Below are 23,501 nucleotides of genomic sequence, written 5' to 3' on the forward strand. Positions count from 1 at the left end.
TTCACAACCTTTCCAGTATATGAACGGTAGAATACGAACCGGTTCCGCCTAAGTTTTGCGCCAATGCAAGCCGAGCGCCTTCAACTTGGTTCGGAGCAGTACCGCGCAGCTGCTGGACGAGATGATAAATCTGGGCAATGCCTGTCGCCCCGATAGGATGGCCACGCGATAGCAATCCACCACTTGTATTCACTGGTTTGCCGCCCGTCACTTTCGTCTGACCTTGTTCTATTGCGAGCCAGCCTTCCCGTTTATTAAAGAAACCTAGTTCCTCAATCGCTAACATCTCCGTCATGGAGAAACAGTCATGGATTTCGACTACATCGATATCGTCCGGGCTAACTCCCGCCTTTTCATATGCCAAACGACCAGATTCCCGAACTGCTGGAAGCGACAACAAATCAGCAGCGTCCTGCATTTGCGTAGGACCCGAACTTTGTGCAGACGCTCGAATATGAACGCCTCCTTTTTTCCGTGAAATAATTAATGCAGCCGCTCCGTCAGTGGTTGGTGAACAATCGAATAAACCGAGTGGCGACGTTATAATTCGTGCCTCCATGATCTCTTCCATCGTTGTCGGCTTCCGGAACTGGGCCAATGGATTGTTTAAAGCATTTTCTCTATTCTTCATTGCAATCATCGCCAAATGTTCTTTGGTCGCCTCTGTCTCATAGAAATAGCGATTCGCCAGTACTCCGAAAAACCCAGGGAAGGTCAGACCTGCCTGTTTTTCATTGGAATCGGTATCCATCGCTGCGTTAATGGCCTGGGTTACGTCTGCGGTAGAAGCGTGTTTCATCTTCTCCACACCTGCTACTAACACGGTGTCATACTCACCGCTTAAGATGCCCATAATTCCTTGGCGCAACGCAATTCCTCCTGAAGCACAGGCACCTTCCACTTTGGCTGTCGGAACATAGCCAAGTCCGAGTTCATTCGCGACAATTGCACCAAGGATTTCTTGATTGGATATTGAGCCGCCCATGAAATTTCCGACAAATACCGCATCGACTTTTGGATTCCCTGCGTCTTCCAGCGCTTGAATGGAGGCTTCGAGTAACAGCGATTTCATGGATTGATCCACAAACTTCCCGAACTTGGTCATCCCGATTCCTTGTATATAGACATTCGTCACGACTGCACCCCCTCGTGCTGATTGCGCAACTCACGCTTCAATATTTTGCCGTATGAACTTTTTGGCAACTCCTCCACCAGGTGAATTTCCTTCGGCTTTTTGAAACTTGCCATATGATCTAGACATAGTTGAGTCAATTCTTCAGTTGTAACAGTTTTCGTTCCGTTCGGGACTACATAAGCAATGACATTCTCACCCCATTTGTCATCCGGCACACCGATGACACACGTCTCTTTGACTCCAGCATGCTTGTTGAGGACTTCTTCGACTTCTCTAGGGTAAATATTGACACCGCCTGAGATGATGACATCTTTCTTGCGGTCGACAATATGCACGTAACCTTCTTCACTTTGCCAGCCTAGATCCCCTGTTTGTAGCCAGCCGTCAATCAGCGTTTCATTCGTCGCCTTTTCATTGTTCCAATAGCCTTTCATGACAAGGGAACCTTTGCAGACAATTTCTCCGACCTCTCCCGCCGGCAGTTGAGCTCCTTGATCATCGACGATTTTCACATCTACGAACGGTCCTGTGCGCCCGCATGATTCCAAATGTTCACCAAGTTCCCGTTTCGGCATCATCGTAATGCACATCGGTGCTTCCACCTGTCCGAATGTCTGCGCGAAAATAGGTCCCGTCAAAGCGAGTGCTTGCTCAAGTTTACTCGCGGCTATTGCCGATCCTGCCATATTGATCGATTTCAGCGTGGAAAGATTTTTCGGTTCAAATTTTGGATGTTGGACCATCAAATTTACCATCGTTGGCACTAAGAAGATAACGGTGATATTCTCTCTCTTCAGGTCCAGTACAAACTCTTCCGGTTCAAACTTACTGAATACCACTTGCGTCAGACCATACAGCCAAGCGACATGCGAAAGGAAATTACTGCCGTGCGTCAATGGAGCAACGTGACCAATGACATCGTCATAATCCGTTTCACATGCCAACGCGAGCGACAATGCACCTGAAATGACGTTACGATGACTCAACATAACACCTTTCGGATTTCCTGTAGTGCCCGAGGTATACATGATGGCAAATGTATCATCTTCATCTACTTCGGCAATTGAATGAGCGCCTTGGCAGCTCTCAATCGTTTTTTCGTATACCTCTCCAATTGGCAACACTTCCAATACCACATCAATTGATCGGATTAATTGCTCTTCTCCGATAATCAATTTCACATCGGCATCTTCCAGCATATACTCATGTTCTTTCGGGTGAAGCCGATAATTTAACGGGACTTTGATGACGCCAGAAATGGCTGCCGCTACGTCTAGCTCAATATGCTCCAGACGATTCGACATCAGAATTGCAAAACGATCTCCTTTTTTTAATCCTATCTTCTCGAAATACGCAGAAAGCGCAAATGCTCGGTCCATCATTTCTTTATACGTAATTGATCGTTGCTCATCTTTCACCGCTATCTTATTCGGATACGCAGCTGCCGATTTCATTGCCAGTTTTCCGATTGTTTCCAAATCTTCTCACTCCTTCTTTAAAAAGTGAAACAGTGGTATGCCCAACATCTCATCCGGTTTCCGCTGCATATTTACGTCGAATACTGGAAATACAATAAACTCTACCGTAATCGCAACTGGATTATTGCCTCGGATGAAATGACCGCCGTTAATCTTCTTATCACAGTCAACGAATATGCCATGGAAATGGATGTCTAGCTCCCCTTCCGCACTATAACCGAGAAACCCTGTACCAGACAGCAACTCAACAGGTGTATCTGTCACGATTTGATCGGAGTATTGTAAGCTCTTATCCTCATTTTGATGCGGTTGTACAATTGTCGCATGTGCGAGGGAACCCATACATTGAAACTGAGCTGCCTCGACTCCATATTCCTTACATACTTCAATAATGCCTTCAAATAAATCGATTTCTTTCTTCAAACGGCCAATAATGCGATGAGTTTTGTTGTCATACACCGCTTGAATGCGATTATCCAAAACTGTATCCCCCGTCTACTTTCAAAACTTGTCCTGTTGTGTAGCCTGATTCGGATGTTGCAAAATACAAAATAGCCTCAGCAATATCGGAAGGTGTACCAATCCGTTTAATCGCTTGTCCGCCGACATCGTATTCCACGCCTGCTGTAATTGCACTTTCCGTTGCGCCAGGTGCTACAGAATTACATGTGATGCCATGCTCACCGAGCTCCTTGGCCACCCATTTAGTTAATGCGATGATTGCACCCTTTGAAGCGGAATAGGCTGGTCCAGATCTGCCGTCCTTCTTACCTCCTGAAGTCACGCCTCCGTTAAGCCCTGAAACGGAACTGATATTAATGATGCGCCCGTATTTCTGCTCGATCATATGTGGATAGACAACCGATTGAATGAATAAAAACGCAGCCTTTACATTCGTTTCCATATCGCGATCCCACATATCCAGCGTCATCGTATCCAATCCTAGCCGACTGCAAGTTCCCGCATTGTTCACTAAAATATGCAATTCTCCAAACTTATCAGAAGCTCTGGCAATGGTCGCGCTGACAAACTCCGGATCTCTTATATCTCCTAAGCACTCCAAAAAGACTGCATCTTTTCGAGTTTCTTGAATAGCTGCAAGCGTTTTACTGCAGCTATTCAAGTCCACCAAAACAACATTGGCCCCTTCTTGCGAAAAAAGGAGGGCCGTCTGGGCACCAATTCCACTAGCCGCCCCTGTAATGATTGCCGTCTGTCCTTTCAGTTTCACAAGCACCCCTCCACTACTCTATTTAATATTTAATAGGTCTGGTAAAAATGTTGATATTTGCGGAATAAACGTAATGAGCAACAAGATGATTACGGAAGAGACAACGAAAGGAAAGACCCCTCTCGATATTTGCCCAATCGATGTATTCGATATCCCGGCGGCCACAAATAAATTGAGACCTACAGGTGGTGTAAAGAGCCCAATCGCCAAGTTGACGGTCATAAACACACCGAACACGGTTGGGTCTACATCGAACATCAACACAATCGGCAATAAAATTGGAACGAAAATGTAATACGCAGAGATTGCATCGATAAACATTCCAGCAATCAATAAAATCATATTAATTAATAGTAGAATAATAATTTTATTATCCGAAAAACTTAACATTACGTCAGAAACTTGGCTGGCGATCTGCTCTGTCGTAATAATATACGCATAGACACTGGCCGCACTAACGATGAACATGACAACTGCTGTCTGAACACCCGCCGCAACCAAAATATCGTACAGTTTCTTCAACGTCAATTCACGATAGATGAAAAATCCAATGAATAAGCTATAAAAGACTGCAACAACCGCAGCTTCTGTCGGTGTAAAAAATCCGCCGTAAATTCCGCCCAAAATAATTACCGGAATCAACAAGCCCCAAATCGCACTTATAAACGCTTGAAAACGTTCTTTGCCTGTCGCTGGTTCAGTTTTCTGCTGAGCCGCCACTGGACCTTCCTGTTTTTCCTGACCACGTCTGACAAACATTGCTGCGAGGATGAAACCGAGACCTAAAAGTAATCCAGGAATCACACCCGCCATAAACAGACGGCCAATTGAAACCGGAATCTGATCACCAGCTACCACTGCGAAAACGATAAATGCAATGCTGGGCGGTATAATAATTCCAATGGCTCCCGAACTTGCAACTAAGCCAGCAGCTGTTTCTACCTTATATCCATTTTTCACCATGCCGGGAATGAGAATGCCACCAATTGCTGCTACAGTTGCAGGTCCAGAACCCGAAATAGCCGCAAAAAAGATTGCGGTCATGACTGTCACAAAGATGATTCCACTTTTCCGGTGACCGACCAACGCTTGAGCAAAATCTATCAAACGTTTGGAAATCCCCGCGTATTCCATAATAACGCCCGCTAAAATAAAAAATGGAATTGCAAGCAACGTGAACTTTGCTACACTCGTGTACATAATATCCGCTACCAATTCCAAGCCAAACAAGCCGCTTCCCGTAAATAGCACCGCAATGGACGAGATGGCAAGGGCTACAGCAATCGGCATTCGAAGCATGACGAGAATGAAAAACAAGCCGAATAAAATTAAAGCTGTCATAATGGCTGCTCTCCCTTCCCATTTTGCTCACGGAATTCAGTAATCGTTACTTGGATTGAACGAATCAAACAAAACAGTGCCCCAATTGGCATCGATGTCGAGAACCACCATTGCGGCCATCCAAGTGAAGGTGTCTTCTGACCCATATCCACCTGATACTGCACCATCTTAATCCCGAAATATAATAGAATAACAAACAATAATACCATCATTAAACCTACCAAGATCGTAATAATATTCTTCAGCAATCTATTTCCCATATCATAAAGTAAGGTAAAACCAAGGTGCGCGTATTCACGCACACCAATGGCCGTTCCGACGAATGTTAACATGACAAACAAATTGACCGTGATTTCCTCTGTAAAGGAAAATGAATAATTGGCAAATCCTCTGGAAAGCACATTTACGAATGCAATGGTGGACATGATGGACAACACGATGACAACAATCCACTCTTCTAATCTATTGAGTATTCTTCCCATACATCCACCCTCCAGTTTTTATTGGTCGCGGAACTTGTCTAACAGATCCTTGCCCCAAATGTCTTCGTATTTATCGTAAACAGGCTGTACTGCTTCTGCGAATTGCGCCAACTCCTCATCAGTCGGTGCATAAAATTGCATGCCTGCATCCTTCAGTTCATCAATTTGCTTCGCTTCTTTTTCACGTGCCAATTCTACTTGATATTCCGCTGCTTCCTTACCTAACTTCTTAACTAGCTCTTGATCTTCTTTACTCATGGAATCAAACAACTTTTTGTTAATTCCAAGCACCAATGGATCGTAAGAGTAATTCCAAGTCGTTAAGTAATCCTGTACTTCATCCAATTTAGAGGAATGGATAACGTCGATTGGATTTTCCTGTCCGTCAATTGTTCCTTGCTGCAAAGCCGTAAAGACTTCTGAAAATGCCATAGTCGTCGGGTCAGCACCTAATGTACGGTACAAGTCGGTATACATCGTAATTCCAGGAATTCGAATCTTCAGACTCTTCATATCAGCCGGTGTCTTAATCTCATGTTTACCGTTCGTAATTTGACGGAAACCATTTTCACCAAACCCTAGTAACTCTACGTTCTTTTCATTCAGAATTTCTGCAATAGCTTCGCCGCCTGCACCGTTAAACACTTTGTCAACGCCGTCTTTATCTTTAAATAGGAATGGTGCGCTCGCTACTCCGAAACGGTCATCCAAAATGGAGTAAATGATTGTGGAGTGAAGACTTAAATCGGTCTGCCCTTTTGTCAGAAGCTCGACACCCTTGCCTTGATCTCCATTTGATAGTTGTTCGTTCGGGAAGACTTCGATTTTAATTCGGCCATCTGTCTCTTCATCTAAATCTTGCGCCAGTTTGTCTGCCGCTTGATACCAAGTGGATGAGTCATTGACCGTTACAGACATTTTCAGTTTGTAGGATTTCCCATCTGAATCTGCACCGCTGCTGTCAGCGGAAGTTGACCCTTCTTTATCCGACGAACAAGCCGCCAACATGAGCATAGCCGATAAGCCGATAGCTCCCAATACACTTTTTTTCTTCATTTTCATCTTCATTTCCCCCTAGTTTTTATCTAAGTACAGTCATCCAAACACCGTTGATTTCCGTTCCAGACGGACGCTTTCCGCGGGCATGGCTTGAGCCTCCTCGTCCGCTTCGCTACCTGCGGGGTCTCAAGACTCATGCTATTCCCGCTGGAGTCGGTTTTGCCGCAGGACGCGGCGATTTTAGGCTGCCTCCCACTACAATCAACTAGTATCTGTCCTTGCAAAAAAATTTAGTCTATTTAACTTACTTAAATAGCTTCTCATGTACTAAATCAACGATATGTACAGCTCTCGAAGTTTGTGCTAACCCTTCTCTCTCCACACCTACTTTCATCTGCAGCAAGCAACCGGGGTTGGTTGTGACGATGGTGGTTGCTTCGATTTCTCGTACTTCTTCCATTTTGGCATCCAGGATCGTCATCGCCATCTCGGGCTGCAATAAATTATATATACCGGCGGAGCCACAACATAGGCGGGCGCCGGGTAATTCCACGAATATTGTATCGTTAATTGCTTGTAAAATCCGCCTTGGTTCATGGATGACACCATTGACGTTACACAGGTGGCAAGAGTCTTGATAGGTGATCAATTCTTTTATTTCGGAAGCTGGACGCGCAGCCAGTTTCTCGACAATGCCCAATTGCATGAGCAAGGAGGAGATATCGATTTGTTTTGCAACAAACACTTCGGCTTTTTCCAAGAGCACCTTGTCCTTTTCGAATAAACGATCATACTCCGCTAAAAATGCCCCGCAGCCGCCTGCATTATTGACAATGTAGTCTACATTGTCAGCATCAAATGCTTCTAAATTAACTCGCGCATTGCGGCTCGCACGATCCATCTCCCCACTATGACCTTGCAACGCACCACAGCATTGCTGGTTTTTCGGGATAACAATCTCGCAGCCTAAATACTCCAGCAAATCGATCGTATGTCGATTCGTTTCCTGAAACATCGTATCCATCAAGCAGCCAGTAAAAAATGCCACCTTGGTCTTCTTTTCTTCTGAATGAACGAGCACTTTCGGCCGTTTCGGTGGATCAGGCAGGACCTTTTCCATGTCTCGCATCATAGATGGAAAAAGATCCAGAAAACCAACTTTTCTGACAATGCTTTGCAAACCGGATTTCTGATAAAACCTTACAAGCCCCACTGCCTGCTTCATTCGCTTCTGGTCGGCGAATAAATGATCAAACGCGCCTTTTCGGATGACTTTCTCCTGCACAGAAAGCTGCTTAGCTGAGACGATTGCATCACGCGTCTCTTCAATCAACGTACCGTACTGGACACCCGCCGGGCAAGCTGGTTCGCACGCGCGGCAACCAAGACAGAGATCAAATGCCTCCTCAACTGAACCGTCCCACGCAATGACTCCATCTCGTACGGCTTTCATCAAAGCAATACGTCCACGCGGTGATTGTGTTTCGTCATACCCTGAATGAATATATGTAGGACAGGCAGGCAAACAAAACCCACATCGCATACAGTCCATCAGCCGATTTTCATCTACGTGGGTGACAAACGCTTGGCGGATTGCTTCGGGTTGTGCGTTACTCATGTTGCACCACAATCCTTTTCTTCGTATCCTTCGCAAACATCTTTCCTGGATTCATAATATTAAGCGGATCCATTGCCTGCTTGATGCTTTTCATGACCGCCATACCTTCAGAACCAATCTTCCACTCAAGATACGGGGATTTCATTTCGCCTACACCGTGTTCACCTGTGATCGTGCCGCCCAGCTGAATAGCACGATCAAAGATTTCAGCAAATGCAGCTTCCACTCGGCTCATCTCTTCTTCATCTCGTTCATCTGTCAAAATGGTTGGATGCAAGTTGCCATCCCCTGCATGTCCGAACGTACAAATTAGCAAGTCGTATTTGACCGCTACCTGTTGAATTGTCTTAACCATCTTGGCAATCTCGGAACGTGGTACCGTCGCATCTTCCAAAATCGTCGTCGGCCGCAATCGAGCAAGTGCAGATAATGCAACCCGACGTGCGATACTGAGTTGTGCCGCTTCTTCAGCTGATTTTGCCATTTGCACGGACGTGGCGCCAAGTTCCAAACAGAGCTGATGGACGAGCGCCATATCCTTTTCGACTACTGCCGGATCACCATCCTGTTCAATGAGCAGCATCGCTTCACAATCCGCCGGCAGGCCGATATGCATGAAATCCTCCACTGCTTGAATGGTCCCTTTATCCATGAATTCAAGAGTCGCCGGCACAATCTTCGCTGCAATAATGGAAGACACGGTCTCGGCGGCTTGTTCCAATTCATTATAAAATGCCAGCAGCGTCTTCTTCGTTTCAGGTTCAGGAATCAAACCAAGCGTAATTTCCGCAATGACACCGAGCGTTCCTTCCGATCCGACAAATAAACTCGTCAAATCATAACCCGCTACGTCCTTCGCTAACTTACCGCCCGTCGTAATCACTTCACCAGTGGGCAAGACGACTTTCAAGGCTTTGACGTAATCTCGTGTCACGCCATACTTTAGCCCTCGCAGCCCCCCTGAGTTCTCACTGACATTGCCTCCAATCGTGGAAATACTCATCGAACTCGGATCAGGCGGGTAAAACAGACCGCTCGACGCGACCTTTTCATTGATCGCCTGCGTAATGACACCGGGCTCCACTGTAATTGTAAGATTCTCTTGATCCAACTCTAAGATTCGGTTCATCCGGTTAAATAGAAGTACCACTCCGCCAGATGTCGGTGTCGTGCCTGCTGCCAAATTGGTTCCGGATCCTCGAGAGACAATCGGTATCTGATGCTTCGCACAAACTTTGACGATCTCTTTTATGTCTTCAATTGAAGAAGGCGACAATACGATATCCGGCATGGCCTGAAAGTTTGCAGTCGCATCATAAGAGTAAGCAAGCTTCTGCGCAACCGTCGTTTTGGCATGCGAGGTTCCTGTAATGGCGACCAATCGCTCCAGCACGTGAGTATCCACCCAACCCCCTCCCTTTCAAAAAATCCAACTTATTAGTCTAATTCTAATAGTCTAACTATTTAATTCATATAGACAAAAGTACAATGTTGTATTTAATTTTCATTGGATTCTTGTGCAAAGGTACAAATATAAGCATGAAAACAACTAAATCATTCCACCTACGGACAGTAAACGCTTACATTTTCAAATGTAAAAAAGAGAAGCTATTAAGGGCTTCTCTCGCTTTAATTCTTCCTACTTTTCTCTTGTCTTGACCAAAAAATACGCATTGATCCAGGAAGCAATCGGTATCACCAAGGCGACCCCCATTCCTGCACAAAGTATCAAGATCATCTCAGAACTAAATATTTTCGAATTGACGATTTCTCCAATGGAATAGTTCAGATCTTTAAACCAAATAAGCAATGCCAAATATCCTCCGAAAAACGCAAAGAACAATGTATTTGTATCGGTTCCTAATATGTCCCTGCCAATACTGACTCCAGATTTGAACAGCTCTTTTTTGCTGAGGAGTGGATTGTGTTTAAATATTTCATGCATGGACGAAGCAATCGAAATGGCCACATCCATAATGGCACCGATTGTACTCATGATAATAACGGAAGCTCCAATCTTCATAAAGTCCACACCAATATAAAGGGACAGACCGCTAATCGCCTCTTCCTCCTCTTCACCAAAACCTTGAATCATTAATTTCTGCGATACGATCACAATGAAAACCAATAAAATTACGATGGTGACCATAGTAGAAATAAACGCGATCGTCGTTTTACCGTTCACTTCATTAATAAAAAATAGACTAACACAGCCAATCAATATGCTCGCAATGAATGTGATCAAAATCGGATTGACAGCCGGATCCATCATAAACATCACAGTTAGAAATATGACCCCAAAATTCAAGAATAAAGAGAGAAAAGATCTAGCTCCTTGTTTTCCACCCACCCATACCATCAATAGAAGTAAAATCGCTGCGAGCCATACCAATACGTTCATACTCTCGCCTTCTTTCGCTTAACGAAAAATACTGTCGTATACAGACCAATCGGTATCGTAAGAACAATCCCTATTCCGCCAGCCAGTGCACGGGCCAATTCCAATGAAAGATTCATCGAAAGAGCAAAACCCAATGGAGAGGCGTTTTTCAAATACAAAATCAGCATTGGAATCGAACCACTGATGTAAGCGAAAAATAAAATACTCGTGATCGTTCCCATAATATCTTTCCCTATATCCATTCCAGAAGTCTTCAGCGATTTGATCGATATATCGTGGTCTCTTTCATATAAGGCAAAGATCGAGGAAGACATCGTAATCGCAACATCCATAATGGCGCCTAACGAACCGATGAACAGTCCTGCCATGAACACTGTATGATACGGTCGCGTCAAAAACTGCATTTCCTCATAGCGCAGACCGCTTCCCGACGTGAGCCAGATGACAAGAGAAGTAATAGACAGCGATGCCACTGTTGCGATGAGCGTCGCCACAATCGCTGCATACGTTTTTTCATTGAAGCCACTAACGAGCAATAACGATATGGCGGTAAATAAAAGAATGCATATCCCACAAATCAGCAGCAGACTGACCCGTGAATAATGTACATAAATATCTAAGGCGAAAGACAGCAGCAGGACATTGATCACAAAACTGACAATCGCAAGCAGGCCCTGCTTATGTCCAACGATCAATAACGTAAAGATAAAAATCCAAGCAACAACCAGCACATATTGATCACGTTTTACATCTGTGATACTGCCTGCTATTTTCTCTCCGGTCTCCGAATCAATGGAGACAAACAGTTTATTTCCTATATGATATTGCTGATCATATGCTCCTGAAGTGGAATACTGATTCGTTAAATGAATTTGCTGACCCTTCTCTTCCCCATTTTTTAATATAGCTACGATATGCTGAGTAAACAGAGTATCTTCATTGCCATGCATATCCTTCGTTTTCGTTGTATCTTCCAATGTCGTTTGAACCACTTGAGCAATTGGACGATCATAAAATGAATAGTTGTCATTCACAAATAGAAGGGAAGAGGCCAAGCAAAATAATAGAAGGATATATAGGATCCAGCGTTTAGTCGTCCTGTTTCTAGTTTTATTTATCATCCACAATCCCTCCACTGCTTAAAGGATAGAGCACATAGTAAGCCTACCATGTATAGGACGTATAATTCACAAAAACGATCATTGTTTCTTAAAAGACTATATGAGTAGGCTGCCAACGATAAAAAGCCCCATTCCCATAAAGGAAATGAAGCAAACTTTTCACTCATTCATTATTTGACAATTGCTCTTCCATCAAACACAATGCCAAGTACAGTAAAAACACATCATGTGTACTCCATACAGATAACCCCGTTAACTGCTCGATTTTTTGCAGACGATAAGACAATGTGTTCTTATGGATATGCAAACGCTGTGCTGTATTTTGCATAGATTGATTCTCTGAAAACCAGATTTTCAAATTGTTCATCAGCTCTTCTTCTTTAATAAGTGGAGCTACCGTGCGGCCCAAAAAATCCGCACGCACGGCTTCTGGGATGCTTTGCAAAATAATTTCGAGACGCAGCTCATGTTCGAAGACAATCTCGCCCGATTTTTTGGAGGCATTGACTGCACGTTCTGCTTGTGCGAATGATTTGGCTAAGTCAAAATAATGTGTTGGCGCACCAATCCCTGCAACAACTTGTATTTTTTTGCGTCGTTTCATATGAAGCAATAAGAACTTCAATTCATGCTCAAGCGTCTCTTGATTCATTTCTGGAAGCAACAACAAGATTTTATTCTGTGCCCAGCGGATCATTTTCATGGAATCATGGATATTCTGAATGGACGCAAATGTTTCCATTTCCTCAACCGAAAACTGCTCTAGTAAATCGACCACTTCCAGAACCGCTACCTGCCGATAAAGCGTAACGTCAATTCCAAGCAGTGTACCTCTTTCCATAAACCGTTCATCTTTTCTCGTACCCGTCAGCCAATCAAATACGAAAAACTCCATGTCCCGTACTTTTTCATCTTTCTGCTTTCGTTTCAATGAATCTTGGATAAATAGTTCTGCCACCCGTAAGATCAACTGTGCTTGCGGACGGATCATCTTAGGTTCGCCTGTGATACCAAGCGCGGCAATCGGCTCACCTTCAATGAGGATTGGCAGCACAATACCTTTACGTACACCACGCAACCGTTCTACTTCCTCATCTGCCATATAGAGCATTTCCTTTTGGCGAATGCATAGTAATGCGCCTTCATGGAACTGATTGAGCCGTGTAACGTCCGTGCTGGCCTGAATGAAGCCTCTCCGATCCGTTAAAATCACTTCTTGCTGTATTAAATTCGAAAATTCCTTCACCATTTCCTGCCCTAGTGTATCAAACTGGAACATCTACCTCACCTCGGATGAAAACTGCTAGTTATCTTAACTTTACGCCAGTTCAGTCTTCATCTCAATAGGCGGGACCATTACTTTATATAAACTTCTTTGATTCCGCAGTTCCACGCTTTCATGAGCAACTGCAAAAGTTCTGCCGTTTCTATGAAAGCAGACTTCTCCAATGTGATTGAGCCGCCGACATCCGTGTGGTTCTGTTGCACCGCAAGCCGGTTAATCATCGACAATTGTTGGTGCTTTGTTAAGGAATATCCAGACAAATTTTCAGTATCTGACGCCTTCCGTAAGCAGCCGTTCCGGATTCCGTTCCCTGCAATTTCATTCCTTACTTTTTGCCACTCTTCTGTTGTATAACTACGTTGTTCAAAGTAGCTTCCACTCTGCCAATCTGAGCCCTCAAATTGAAGATACGGACCTTTTTCCTTCGCCAGTTGCAATGAAGTTTTTATCACATGTAGATTAATTTCTTCAGATAGTTCTTCAATGAATGACACTGCCTGTTCCGAATGTAAGCTAATTCGTTGATCTGCAAGCGCTTCTTCCCATCCGGCTGCTTCAATTTGCAGATCTCGTCTATTGTCTTCTCGTTCCCATACATCCAAGATGCCATTAAGCAAACGGACATGAATTCCACAAACACGAGCCAAGATGTTTCTCCGTAGCACTTTCGACAGCTGGATATGCGAATGCAATCCTTTTGTTCCACGCTGAAAGTCATCGTCAAAATGGAAAACGATGCCGTCACTAGCTAACAGCTGCTTCATCAGTCCGATAGCGGAAAGCCTTTTGTGCGTGATGGATGGGTTCGCAACGGCCCGACGGAACGACTCACTGCCGACGTCCTGCAGAGAACCATTCATCACGCGACGTACTTCCTCCATATCAAATACGAGCCAAGATCCACATGCCTTCACCTGTTCCATAAATGTAGTAGGAATACGGACGTGCTTTTCCTTCACTTGACTGGCCAAAAATGATGGAATCCGTGAATCCAAGAGATTCATTGAATGAAGACGACGTACAGGTTGCCCTGGATAGAATGTCTTGCCGAAAAACGCCATGATATCATCCGGTAACGTCACATACCCCATACTCAAGACCCAATAGGCTTCTCGTACTTTTTGCAACCGTTGCACAGTTTCATCCCGCATGGCTGCCATCGCAATAAGCATCAGCCGTTCTTGCGGCAGTCCCAGTCTTCGATCATAATGATTGCAAGTGACAAATTCTTTCATATACTGAAGAAGCTGTTTAGCGGATAGCAATTGATCTCGCTCCGGCATAATTTGCAATCCTAGCCATTTGATTTCATTGGATGAATAGTGATTGATCCAGCTTCCATATAAACCGTCACTCACCAGCTTCCGCACTACTTGATGAAATCCTTGGTATGCTGGCTTTTTGTGCAATTGTTCCGCTTGTCTATACAAAACTTCGAGCAACGCACGTTCATGTGTACGTTCGTCTGATTGTTCGAGAACTCTCATTTCGCCGTCTCCTTTCCTATACAACAAAAAAACAATCATCCTGGCTCTTCGGCAGGATGATTGTAATAGTTGTGATTGAGGAAACAAAAATAGGCAGCTCTAAAGAACTTCATGCAAATCGCATGAACCGCAGAGACCCTTTTGCCCCCACCTCTCAACCCCCGAAGAAAGTGTTGCTTTGACGATGTCTGGCAGGTCTCCTGGCTTCACTTCATCCTTCCGCCAAGCCTTCCCATGTCTCCATAGTGGCTTTTCTCAGCGGTCGTCCGTGTGTACAGTTGCGGGGACAGCTCCGATTTTCGGATTCCCTTTTACACCTTGATAGGTACCAACGCATCGTGCAAACTCATTTAGTATTTTATTTATTCTAGTTTACCATGAATAGTCGGAGAGGTGGTAGAAATAGTTGTTGCCTTACCTTTCGTTTAAGGAGTGTGATCATTTGGAGGCTGCATCACAATTGAGTTATTCATGACAAGCATGCGAAAAAGAAGTATAATATCTATGGTTGACTCGTATGTTTAAGAGAAAAAAATAATCTACTCGAAAGTGAGAATAGGAATGACATTCATCCAAAACATAATAAGCTTTATCTTACACATTGATGAACACTTGATTGAAATTATTCAAAACTTTGGAAATTGGTCCTATGTTATTCTATTTTTAATTGTGTTTGTTGAAACAGGTATTGTTATTTTCCCTTTTTTGCCGGGTGATTCACTTTTGTTTGCAGCTGGTGCTCTCGCTGCGATGGATGCATTTAATATTGTCCTATTAATCTTAGTATTCTTTGTAGCCGCAGTATTAGGGGATACAATAAATTATCATATCGGTAAAGCAGTAGGAACAGCAATCACTCAAAATAGACGGATGGGTAAATTTATTGACCAGAAAAAGATGAGAAAAGCTGAGGATTTCTTTAATAAGCATGGTGGTAAAACGATCGTCATTGCTCGTTTCATGCCATTTGTCCGTACGTTTATACCGTTTATTGCAGGCTCAAGTCGAATGAACTATCGATATTTCTTCGCTTACAATGTAATTGGTGCTGTACTATGGGTGGGACTATTTACAACAGTTGGTTACCTGTTTGGAAATATCCCGTTTGTTAAAAATAATTTCTCAACCATTATTCTGTCAGTAATTTTTCTCTCAGTTCTGCCAGTCTTCTATTCTTTTGCAAAGAGTCGTTTCCAAATACAAAAGAATTGAGCAATCGTTGAAGCAAGTTCTGTGTAAATAGTGCACACCAAAAATTGAACGATGGAGCAGTACAGATTGGTTCTAACAGAGAATGGTCGTTACTGATAATCGTGAATTTCTCTACTTCTTTATAACCATCTATACGACTCTTAACAACCGCTGCCTTAAGAATGGTGGTTGTTGGAGTCTATTTTTTCCAATCGTCTTTTGGTTACCTACGGTGCGAAATAGTTACCTTAAATACCGAGTTATTTTTTCGCTGAATAACTCTAACGTATTAACATATTTTATTATACCGAACAATGATGCAGCGAGAACTTTTAAATTTCTATTACATATCAACAATTATTATATCTATACTTCGTTCTCCCGTTCTCTTTGGTAGAAGCAAATTTTACAATTTTCACATTCATTTCCACATTTGCTTTTTCCCTCTACTTGCTTCTCAGAATTTACTATTTTAGTATCTCTTACCCTCATTACCTGCTCTGCTTGTTTCGTACTTTCCACTTTCCTCACTCCTTATCCTAAATTTATAAATTAAATTTAACAGAATACCGGAGTGGTTTACCTTGTGTTTTTTCATAATGTGGAATAGACAGAATATTTAATGTCTTTTAAGAGCGCATGACATTACTGTATTCTCTCCATTTAGAAATACAAATAACTTTTACAATAGACTTAGCAATAGAATTATCAAATTTCAATATATCCTAATTCCTTTGAAATCAATTGCGCTGTGTTCATAACGCTTTGGATCATCTGTGTGCGCTGAGTTCCTTGCATATAAGAGGATAACCCTACTAAATTCACGGCTGCTATTACTCCGCCAGAGTAAGAAAAAATAGGTGCAGCAATGCCGTACATGCCGTCAGAGTTTTCACTGTCACTAATTGAATATCCTTTTGTGCGTATATCTGCTAGCTCTTTCTTTAAATTGCTTATATCTGTAATTGTATTTGGGCCATCATGTGCCAAGCCCTGAGCCACTGTTTCTTTTAAATAAGCGGGGTTATTTGCCAAGAGTACTTTCCCCGAACTCGTTGCATAAGATGGTTTTCTTGATCCTAAATACGTTTGGATAGAGGAAGCGTCATGGGAGGACACACGCAACACAAATACAACTGTCCCTTTATCAAACATCGCAATATGGGCAGTACCTTTATACTGGGATATGAGGTCTTTCACAAAAGGCATTGCCTTGTCGTAAACGTCTTGCTGGAACATTACATGATTATTCCATTCAAGCAACCTCCAGCCCAATCGATACTTTTTCTGATGGTCTTTCATTAAAACATTTTCTTTGCACAGAGTACTGACAATATGATGCGTTGTACTGACAGGCATATCTAGTAGCTCAGCAATTTCTCCAACGCCAAGAGCTGGATCGTCATTTGAAAAACAGCTAATTACTTGGCAAGCTTTTCTTATGGATGCAATCATCTATATTCCTCCTCATCAACTATGTCGGAATTTTATTATTCATTGTATAGCAAATTTAAAGTTTTTCATAGTGTGAAAATTCACATTATGGTAAAGAGACTATAATTTTTTTACTACTTGAGAACAGAAGGATTTTCGGTGATGTCAGGAAATTTAGGTTGCCTGTTCCACGGGGCATTTTAAGGATTTGGAGTAGTGAAAAAGGGAGTTTAAAACTGAGGAATGAGGAGACTTGGTATATGAAGAGACAATAAAAAGGATGCCTATGCGCAAAACAAACGTGAATGTTTGGACAAACACCTTTGTTTCTTGCTAGGCACCCTGTATGGAGCTTTCTATACTGCCACTTACATCATCTGCTGATCGCATAAATAGCCACACTCCGCTAGTCCTTCAATGTAAGCTTCTTCCCATGTAATGCCATGGATGAAGCCACCTTCCGAATAGCCTGTGATTAAATAAAATTGCTCATTTTGCTCGGGTAGTGAAGATGCTTGGTGAGAGTTGTTGTTGTTTTTCATAGGATGACCTCCTGCTTTTTTGTATTTTGCATAGTATATGCAAGAACAGTAAATTTGAAAACCACTTTTATCTTTATTTAATGTAGCTCCACACTCGTTAAAATACTCAGTCTTCCTAAACATACCCGAAATGACAGCGCTTACATTAAAAAATAAAGATACATGGAATTCCTTGTTTTTCTGCTTGCATAATCACTTGCACATTTTAATTCTTCCTATTCAGTCTATTATACTCAAGAATTACCTAAAAGTCCACAAGAAAATTACCTAATTAAATTACCACTAGCATATTTTTTAGGCTTCTGCTAAATGGGAGTTTACTTACTTTCCTTTCCTACAGAAGAATAAAAAACTGTTCACTACCTAAATTCATGGATAGTGAACAGTTTTTTAAATTTATTTACTTCCTATTCTAATCGAAAGCGGTCTACCACTGTCTGCAACTCTTCAGCAATTTCTTTCATTCGATTAGTCGAGTCTGCTACACGCTCTACTTCGGTTTGCTGAGCGGCGGACGAGGCGCTGACTTGTTCAGCGGACGCTGCGGTTTCTTCTGATACTGCAGAGACGCTTTGTATGGCCAGCATTGCTTGATCTTTGTGTACAAGCATTTCTTCCAACTCCGCACTCAATTCCATAATCGCTTGACGCATTTGGTTCGTCAATTCGACATTTTGCGAGAAGGATGCTTCTGTACTCGTGACGGATTGGTTTTGTTCTACCATCACTTGCATATTTGTTGCGATCACTTCTGTCGTATGCTTAGATTCGTCTACAATTTCCTGAACGATCCCTTGGATAACACTTGTTTCTTTTTGTGACTGTTCAGCGAGATTCCGTACTTCCTCTGCCACAACTGCAAATCCTTTACCATGCTCACCCGCTCTCGCCGCTTCTATACTGGCGTTTAGCGCGAGTAGATTCGTTTGTGCAGTAATATCATGAATCGAAATGATTACTTGATTGATGGCACCAATTTTATTCGACAGCGTCTCCATTTGAAGTTGAACTTTTTCTGTCATTTCATTTGCGGATGCATTATGTTCGCGCAACTTAATCACTTCGTTCATCCCAATTTCCGTTGAGGAAACAGTCTGTTCGGATAACTGATTCATGTTACCGGACAACTCAGACAGTGCTCTAATTTGATCAGCCAATTCGGACATTCGGTTGCTCGTTTCCTCGGTATCTTCAGATTGCTTGGAAGCACCATGTGCAATTTCATTTGTTGCCAATGAAACTTCTTCACTAGCCGCCACAATTTCCTCAAATGCCTGATGAACATGTGTGGATGATTCATTTAGACGGGTGGCTGCTTCACGGACAGCATGAATGGCGTGATTGGTTTGATCGAGCATATTATTGTATGCCATGGATACTGCGCCGATTTCATCATTGCGGATCAACTGCTCTCCCACATTCTGCGTCATATCCCCTTTTGCAGCTGCTTCAATGGACTGTTGCAGAGAAGATAAAGGTTTTAGCTGTTTGAAAATGAATCCTGCTGTGACAGTAGTCATTAAAATGATCATCAAAATTGCTGCTCCGATGGTAATCCATAAAATTTTATTGTATGTTTCTAGAATTTTTGACTTTGGCACAACTGTTTCCACAGACCATTTCTCATCGATTTGATCGAGTACGATTGGTGCGAAAGTATTAAAGGCTTGTTCATTCAATAAACTTGATTCTATATATAATTTACTAGTTTCATAATTGTCGAGCTTTTGCTTAACAGGTTCCCAGTCGATAAGCTGTTTCATGTTCGTTCCAACTAGTTCATCCTTTAAACTACTGGCTGTTAAATTCCCTTTCTCGGATATAATGGAAGCATACCCGCCTTCAGGCTTTATTTCATTTACGAGTTCATTTAAAAACTCAATAGATAAGTCTGTTGTCAACACGCCGAAAAACTGACCGTTTTCACTGACTAGCGGCACAGACAAAGTCGTGATGAGGATGTTCTGACCTCCAACTTTGTACTCATATGGTTCAGTCATGATGGCACGGTTTTCTGATTTCGGAATCAAATACCAATCTCCTACACCAGGCGTCTCATACTCGCTAAGCGCCTCTACGCTAATACTGCTGCCTTCTTTGTATAGATATGGTATGAAGCGTTTTTGAGAATCGACTAAACTTTGATTCAACTGTTCATCTAACGTTATAAAGCCTTTTTCGAATATTGCTGACATCCCCATTGCATCCGCATTCTTTTTTAAGTTATTTTGAATGATAGCAAGGATTTCATCTGTCGTTAAATTTCCTTGTGACTGCAATGTCTCTAAAATATGCTTTGTCGTGTGCAACATTTCATTTGTCTTATTAAATCGTTCACTCAGTTTTTTTGCATTTAACTGTGTATTTTCCACTGCATATTCTTCGGCATCCGACGTACTTTGTTTATGTAAAATTGTGCTTGTGCTCAGTGTGTAAATTAAGAATAAAAGCACAAATACCCCAATAATAATTCCAGACAATTTCCAAGCAATACTTTTAAATTTCGACAACTGGTAGGACCTCCTGATAACTCGTTCATTAGTTCTTCATTCTTATCTAAATTAAAGCGTAAAAATATCTCTCTAAGTTTCGACTTAGAGAGATATTTTTTGTTGACTCGTTATTACATTTGACGTTCGCAAATTTCAATGACTGACTTCACAGAGTCTGCCGAATGATCCAGTGCTTTTTGCTCGTCCACTGTCAGTGGAAGTTCAATAACACTTTCTATTCCATTCCCGCCAAGGACCGTTGGAACACCCAAATAGATGTTTTGGTAGCCGTATTCGCCTTCCAAGTACGCGATGGACGGTAAAATTCGTTTCTTATCTTTGATGATTGCTTCCGCCATCTCAACTAAAGCCGCTGCAGGTGCATAATATGCACTGCCGTTCCCTAGCAATCCCACAATTTCCCCGCCGCCTTTTCGCGTACGCTCGACAATTGCTTCCAGACGATCAGAAGGAATAATTTTATCCAATGGAATACCGCCTGCGTAGGAATACCGAACAAGAGGAACCATATCGTCTCCATGCCCGCCTAAGACGAAACCAGAAATATCCTCAACAGAAATATCTAATTCTTCTGAGACGAATGCATTGAAACGCGCAGTATCGAGCACGCCTGATTGACCGATAACACGGTTTTTAGGGAAACCAGTCGTCTTGTAACAAACGTAAGTCATCGCATCGACCGGGTTACTCAAAACTAACACAGTACTTTCTGGTGCGTAGCGTTTCACTTGTTCGGAAACAGAACGCATGATTTTTGCATTGGTCGCGACTAAATCATCCCGGCTCATGCCTGGTTTCCTCGCCACTCCTGCTGTAATGATGACCATGGCAGCGTCTTGAATGTCCTCATAATTAGATGTCCCTGTAATTCGAGAGTTGAATTGCTGGACAGGGCTAGTTTGGAGGAGATCCAATGCCTTCCCTTTGGTCGGATTGGAGAGATCCGGGATATCGACTAAGACGACGTCGCCCAATTCTTTCTGGGCAGCCATCAATGCTACAGTCGAACCTGTGTGACCTGCTCCGATAACTGCAATTTTATGTCTTTTGAAAGCCATGGAAATAACTCCTTTCTAAATAGAATGCATTGTGTAGAGCAAACGCTTGCGCTCATAAAGACAACGCAAGCGCTCATAAAAATGTTTATCCGCTCATAAAAGCAAAAACTCGCTCATAAGTACACGATCACTGCCCATAAAGACGCGTTCGCGCTCATAAGCCAATACAACTTAGTCTTTCTTCGGTGTTTTCGCCTTCGGTTCCGCTACTTTCTTCACTTCTGGAACAGCCGGCGCAGGTGGTTTCACCATGCCATATACTGAATCGTCTGGTCGCGGGATTACATGCGCACCAAGCAATTCGCCAACACGTGATGCTGCGTCTCGTCCTGCATCGACAGCTGCTTGAACTGCCCCGACGTCACCTTGAACGATGACCGTCACAATTCCGCCGTCGACCATTTCCTGTGATACTACTTCCACATTCGACGCCTTCACCATCGCATCTGCTGCTTCAATCGATCCAATTAAACCTTTTGTTTCAATCATTCCGATCGCTTGACTCATGTATCTCACCTCTCTTTACTTCTGTCGAATCAATAATTCCGATAATAACCGCATCAATCGGAATCGGGTTCTCTTTCGGCAAAATGAAACGTGAGGCGCCTCCACTTGTAATGAGTACCTCATCGCCAATTCCTGCCCCAATCCGATCGGCGGCTACCAAATGGGTCTGTATATTACTGCCATATGCATCAATTGGTTGGACAATCAATAGCTTAAGCCCTGCCAGTCCATCTTCTTTGCGAGTTGCCCACACATTACCGATCACTTTCCCCATTCGCATGCATAATCACCTTTTTCTACTTTCTGACGGTTATCGTTTTTCCGAGTTCCCGAGCAGTATCTTTTGCAAGCGCTGTGACAATCGTACCTTTTGGAACTATAATCTCATCTTCTGAAATTGCAGCTAGATCCTCAGTGGATAAGAGCTTCTTTGTAAATTCATATGATTTTGGAGCAACTGTCTTTGCCGGACTAGGGGCATTCACTGTCGTCGATACAGGTAATGAACAAGCAACAGGTTCAGTCGCCTCGTTTGGTTTTACCAGACGACCGATCGTCCCTTGTGTAATAAACCCGGCATTCGCTTCGTCCGTATCGATATGCATCTCCAAACGATAGCGTTCATTCACTCGGATCCGTACATTACGGAATGAAATCGGACGGATTCCATCCGCTTCCACTGTGACGTACTCACCATCTTGAACGCCAAAACGCTGCGCATCTTGGGTCCCCATATGGATATGCGATTGCGCAATAATGAGGCCTTGCTCAATATGCACACTGCCTTTTGGACCGATCAATGTAATCGGTGCCGATCCTTCGATGTTGCCGGATTCCCGAAGTGGGGGCTTGACGCCGAGCTTCATGGCATCCGTAAAGCTGACCTCAACTTGGGTCGCTTTTCGGACAGGTCCTAAAATCCGCACACGTTCGATACTGCTTTTAGGTCCCGCAATCATCACCGTTTCATTTGCGGCGAATTGGCCCGGCTGTGAAAGCTCGGACCGTTGTGTCAATTCATACCCTGCGCCAAACAATACTTCCACATGTTCAGGCTGTAAATGTACGTGACGGGCGGAAACCGCAATGGGAACCGCTCGTTCCGGCAATTGAGTAGGGTTTTTCCCCAGCTGTCCGAGAACCTCTCCGACAATCTGTTCAATCAATTGCTGATTCATTTAGTTCACGCCTTTCTGTTGTTTCCGAACAAAATCAATTACGCCTCGGCGTAATTGCGTCTGAATTTTGAATTGAGGTCTGCATGATGCAGATCATGCAGTCGTTGCCGCAGGACGCGGCGACCTTAGACTGCGTTCCTTTTAACTCCTTTCAAAATTCGTGACATCCGCCGGAGGCTTCATCTGAATTCTATTGAATTCAGATGAATTATTCGCTTTTTGGCAAGATCATTTCAAGTTCGTTATGTGGTCTTGGGATTACGTGAACAGAAAGCAATTCGCCCACACGTTGTGCAGATGCTGCACCTGCGTCTGTTGCTGCTTTAACTGCTCCTACATCACCGCGTACCAATACAGTTACAATTCCGCCGCCGACATGTACTTTGCCGACTAAGTTAACGCTTGCTGCTTTCACCATTGCGTCTGCTGCTTCAATTGCACCGATTAAACCTTTAGTTTCTACCATTCCTAATGCTGTACCTTCTCTGTTCATAATTGTT

General features: G+C 43.2%; 22 protein-coding genes and 1 riboswitch. Of the genes, 1 reads left to right on the plus strand and 21 read right to left on the minus strand.

All coding sequences use genetic code 11. The features are described from left to right. Position 1: 1 nt before the first annotated feature. The 13 genes from B5D59_RS16300 to B5D59_RS16360 all read right to left on the minus strand — a co-directional run bounded on the left by B5D59_RS16300 (position 2) and on the right by B5D59_RS16360 (position 14,578). A complete protein-coding gene (locus B5D59_RS16300) occupies positions 2-1,135 on the minus strand; it encodes a thiolase C-terminal domain-containing protein (protein ID WP_078818684.1) in 1,134 nt (377 codons plus the stop codon). After that, positions 1,132-2,613 (minus strand): class I adenylate-forming enzyme family protein, encoded by a 1,482-nt coding sequence (locus B5D59_RS16305; RefSeq protein ID WP_078818685.1) that lies wholly within the window; start codon positions 2,611-2,613, stop codon positions 1,132-1,134. Before B5D59_RS16305 ends, B5D59_RS16300 begins: the two co-directional genes overlap by 4 nt. A gap of 6 nt (positions 2,614-2,619) precedes the next feature. Next, positions 2,620-3,093, minus strand: coding sequence for a PPC domain-containing DNA-binding protein (locus B5D59_RS16310; protein ID WP_009499184.1), 474 nt, complete (start codon positions 3,091-3,093; stop codon positions 2,620-2,622). Continuing rightward, complete coding sequence (locus B5D59_RS16315) at positions 3,086-3,844, minus strand: SDR family NAD(P)-dependent oxidoreductase (RefSeq protein ID WP_040759966.1); 759 nt, start codon at positions 3,842-3,844, stop codon at positions 3,086-3,088. Before B5D59_RS16315 ends, B5D59_RS16310 begins: the two co-directional genes overlap by 8 nt. An 18-nt stretch (positions 3,845-3,862) precedes the next feature. Continuing rightward, positions 3,863-5,185, minus strand: a complete 1,323-nt coding sequence (locus B5D59_RS16320; RefSeq protein WP_078818686.1) for a TRAP transporter large permease — start codon at positions 5,183-5,185, stop codon at positions 3,863-3,865. Further along, entirely contained in the window at positions 5,182-5,667 is a 486-nt protein-coding gene (locus tag B5D59_RS16325; RefSeq protein ID WP_009499187.1) for a TRAP transporter small permease, read from the minus strand. Before B5D59_RS16325 ends, B5D59_RS16320 begins: the two co-directional genes overlap by 4 nt. 18 nt (positions 5,668-5,685) lie before the next feature. Further along, positions 5,686-6,735, minus strand: coding sequence for a DctP family TRAP transporter solute-binding subunit (locus B5D59_RS16330; RefSeq protein ID WP_009499188.1), 1,050 nt, complete (start codon positions 6,733-6,735; stop codon positions 5,686-5,688). 235 nt (positions 6,736-6,970) lie between these two features. After that, the gene (locus B5D59_RS16335) at positions 6,971-8,284 is read right to left on the minus strand and encodes a (Fe-S)-binding protein (RefSeq protein WP_078818687.1); all 1,314 of its coding nucleotides are present in this window, start codon (positions 8,282-8,284) and stop codon (positions 6,971-6,973) included. Next, positions 8,277-9,689 (minus strand): FAD-linked oxidase C-terminal domain-containing protein, encoded by a 1,413-nt coding sequence (locus B5D59_RS16340; protein ID WP_078818688.1) that lies wholly within the window; start codon positions 9,687-9,689, stop codon positions 8,277-8,279. The genes B5D59_RS16335 and B5D59_RS16340 overlap by 8 nt, the downstream gene beginning before the upstream one ends. Before the next feature lie 234 nt (positions 9,690-9,923). Further along, positions 9,924-10,685: a YibE/F family protein gene (locus B5D59_RS16345; protein ID WP_078818689.1), complete on the minus strand. Its 762-nt coding sequence runs from the start codon at positions 10,683-10,685 to the stop codon at positions 9,924-9,926. Further along, complete coding sequence (locus tag B5D59_RS16350; RefSeq protein ID WP_078818690.1) at positions 10,682-11,806, minus strand: YibE/F family protein; 1,125 nt, start codon at positions 11,804-11,806, stop codon at positions 10,682-10,684. Before B5D59_RS16350 ends, B5D59_RS16345 begins: the two co-directional genes overlap by 4 nt. A 163-nt stretch (positions 11,807-11,969) precedes the next feature. Further along, positions 11,970-13,085, minus strand: a complete 1,116-nt coding sequence (locus B5D59_RS16355) for a CdaR family transcriptional regulator (protein ID WP_078818691.1) — start codon at positions 13,083-13,085, stop codon at positions 11,970-11,972. A gap of 77 nt (positions 13,086-13,162) precedes the next feature. Then, positions 13,163-14,578, minus strand: a complete 1,416-nt coding sequence (locus B5D59_RS16360) for a ribonucleoside-diphosphate reductase subunit alpha (protein ID WP_176132617.1) — start codon at positions 14,576-14,578, stop codon at positions 13,163-13,165. A gap of 173 nt (positions 14,579-14,751) precedes the next feature. Next, positions 14,752-14,927, minus strand: a riboswitch (cobalamin riboswitch). A gap of 212 nt (positions 14,928-15,139) precedes the next feature. On the opposite strand from B5D59_RS16360, the gene B5D59_RS16365 reads away from it, so the two are divergent. Continuing rightward, positions 15,140-15,790: a DedA family protein gene (locus B5D59_RS16365; protein ID WP_078818693.1), complete on the plus strand. Its 651-nt coding sequence runs from the start codon at positions 15,140-15,142 to the stop codon at positions 15,788-15,790. A gap of 687 nt (positions 15,791-16,477) precedes the next feature. Here B5D59_RS16365 and B5D59_RS16370 read toward each other — a convergent pair. The 8 genes from B5D59_RS16370 to B5D59_RS16400 all read right to left on the minus strand — a co-directional run bounded on the left by B5D59_RS16370 (position 16,478) and on the right by B5D59_RS16400 (position 23,494). After that, positions 16,478-17,224 carry an IclR family transcriptional regulator gene (locus B5D59_RS16370; RefSeq protein WP_078818694.1) on the minus strand — a complete coding sequence of 249 codons (747 nt, stop codon included), beginning with the start codon at positions 17,222-17,224 and terminating at the stop codon, positions 16,478-16,480. A gap of 347 nt (positions 17,225-17,571) precedes the next feature. Beyond that, complete coding sequence (locus B5D59_RS18340; protein ID WP_171805952.1) at positions 17,572-17,745, minus strand: hypothetical protein; 174 nt, start codon at positions 17,743-17,745, stop codon at positions 17,572-17,574. Positions 17,746-18,152: 407 nt separating this feature from the next. Continuing rightward, positions 18,153-20,255: a methyl-accepting chemotaxis protein gene (locus tag B5D59_RS16375; RefSeq protein ID WP_078818695.1), complete on the minus strand. Its 2,103-nt coding sequence runs from the start codon at positions 20,253-20,255 to the stop codon at positions 18,153-18,155. 113 nt (positions 20,256-20,368) lie between these two features. Continuing rightward, the gene (gene mdh, locus B5D59_RS16380) at positions 20,369-21,316 is read right to left on the minus strand and encodes a malate dehydrogenase (RefSeq protein ID WP_009499201.1); all 948 of its coding nucleotides are present in this window, start codon (positions 21,314-21,316) and stop codon (positions 20,369-20,371) included. Between the two features lie 171 nt (positions 21,317-21,487). Beyond that, positions 21,488-21,823, minus strand: coding sequence for a BMC domain-containing protein (locus B5D59_RS16385; protein WP_009499202.1), 336 nt, complete (start codon positions 21,821-21,823; stop codon positions 21,488-21,490). Then, positions 21,798-22,103 carry a EutN/CcmL family microcompartment protein gene (locus B5D59_RS16390; RefSeq protein WP_009499203.1) on the minus strand — a complete coding sequence of 102 codons (306 nt, stop codon included), beginning with the start codon at positions 22,101-22,103 and terminating at the stop codon, positions 21,798-21,800. The genes B5D59_RS16385 and B5D59_RS16390 overlap by 26 nt, the downstream gene beginning before the upstream one ends. A gap of 16 nt (positions 22,104-22,119) precedes the next feature. Beyond that, positions 22,120-23,001, minus strand: a complete 882-nt coding sequence (gene pduL / locus B5D59_RS16395; RefSeq protein ID WP_009499204.1) for a phosphate propanoyltransferase — start codon at positions 22,999-23,001, stop codon at positions 22,120-22,122. Positions 23,002-23,209: 208 nt separating this feature from the next. Then, positions 23,210-23,494 (minus strand): BMC domain-containing protein, encoded by a 285-nt coding sequence (locus B5D59_RS16400; protein WP_009499205.1) that lies wholly within the window; start codon positions 23,492-23,494, stop codon positions 23,210-23,212. Positions 23,495-23,501 lie beyond the last annotated feature (7 nt).

Origin of the sequence: Sporosarcina newyorkensis (assembly GCF_900167515.1) — a bacterium.
In the GTDB taxonomy this organism is placed as follows: domain Bacteria; phylum Bacillota; class Bacilli; order Bacillales_A; family Planococcaceae; genus Sporosarcina; species Sporosarcina newyorkensis.

What these genes read in the sequence shown, in the direction of transcription:
- B5D59_RS16320 (WP_078818686.1), bottom strand. Translation starts at nt 5,185, where the DNA reads ATGACAGCTTTAATTTTATTCGGCTTGTTTTTCATTCTCGTCATGCTT.
- B5D59_RS16325 (WP_009499187.1), bottom strand. Translation starts at nt 5,667, where the DNA reads ATGGGAAGAATACTCAATAGATTAGAAGAGTGGATTGTTGTCATCGTG.
- B5D59_RS16330 (WP_009499188.1), bottom strand. Translation starts at nt 6,735, where the DNA reads ATGAAGATGAAAATGAAGAAAAAAAGTGTATTGGGAGCTATCGGCTTA.
- B5D59_RS16335 (WP_078818687.1), bottom strand. Translation starts at nt 8,284, where the DNA reads ATGAGTAACGCACAACCCGAAGCAATCCGCCAAGCGTTTGTCACCCAC.
- B5D59_RS16345 (WP_078818689.1), bottom strand. Translation starts at nt 10,685, where the DNA reads ATGAACGTATTGGTATGGCTCGCAGCGATTTTACTTCTATTGATGGTA.
- B5D59_RS16350 (WP_078818690.1), bottom strand. Translation starts at nt 11,806, where the DNA reads ATGATAAATAAAACTAGAAACAGGACGACTAAACGCTGGATCCTATAT.
- B5D59_RS16355 (WP_078818691.1), bottom strand. Translation starts at nt 13,085, where the DNA reads ATGTTCCAGTTTGATACACTAGGGCAGGAAATGGTGAAGGAATTTTCG.
- B5D59_RS16360 (WP_176132617.1), bottom strand. Translation starts at nt 14,578, where the DNA reads ATGAGAGTTCTCGAACAATCAGACGAACGTACACATGAACGTGCGTTG.
- B5D59_RS16365 (WP_078818693.1), top strand. Translation starts at nt 15,140, where the DNA reads ATGACATTCATCCAAAACATAATAAGCTTTATCTTACACATTGATGAA.
- B5D59_RS16370 (WP_078818694.1), bottom strand. Translation starts at nt 17,224, where the DNA reads ATGATTGCATCCATAAGAAAAGCTTGCCAAGTAATTAGCTGTTTTTCA.
- B5D59_RS18340 (WP_171805952.1), bottom strand. Translation starts at nt 17,745, where the DNA reads ATGAAAAACAACAACAACTCTCACCAAGCATCTTCACTACCCGAGCAA.
- mdh (WP_009499201.1), bottom strand. Translation starts at nt 21,316, where the DNA reads ATGGCTTTCAAAAGACATAAAATTGCAGTTATCGGAGCAGGTCACACA.
- B5D59_RS16385 (WP_009499202.1), bottom strand. Translation starts at nt 21,823, where the DNA reads ATGAGTCAAGCGATCGGAATGATTGAAACAAAAGGTTTAATTGGATCG.
- B5D59_RS16390 (WP_009499203.1), bottom strand. Translation starts at nt 22,103, where the DNA reads ATGCGAATGGGGAAAGTGATCGGTAATGTGTGGGCAACTCGCAAAGAA.
- pduL (WP_009499204.1), bottom strand. Translation starts at nt 23,001, where the DNA reads ATGAATCAGCAATTGATTGAACAGATTGTCGGAGAGGTTCTCGGACAG.
- B5D59_RS16400 (WP_009499205.1), bottom strand. Translation starts at nt 23,494, where the DNA reads ATGAACAGAGAAGGTACAGCATTAGGAATGGTAGAAACTAAAGGTTTA.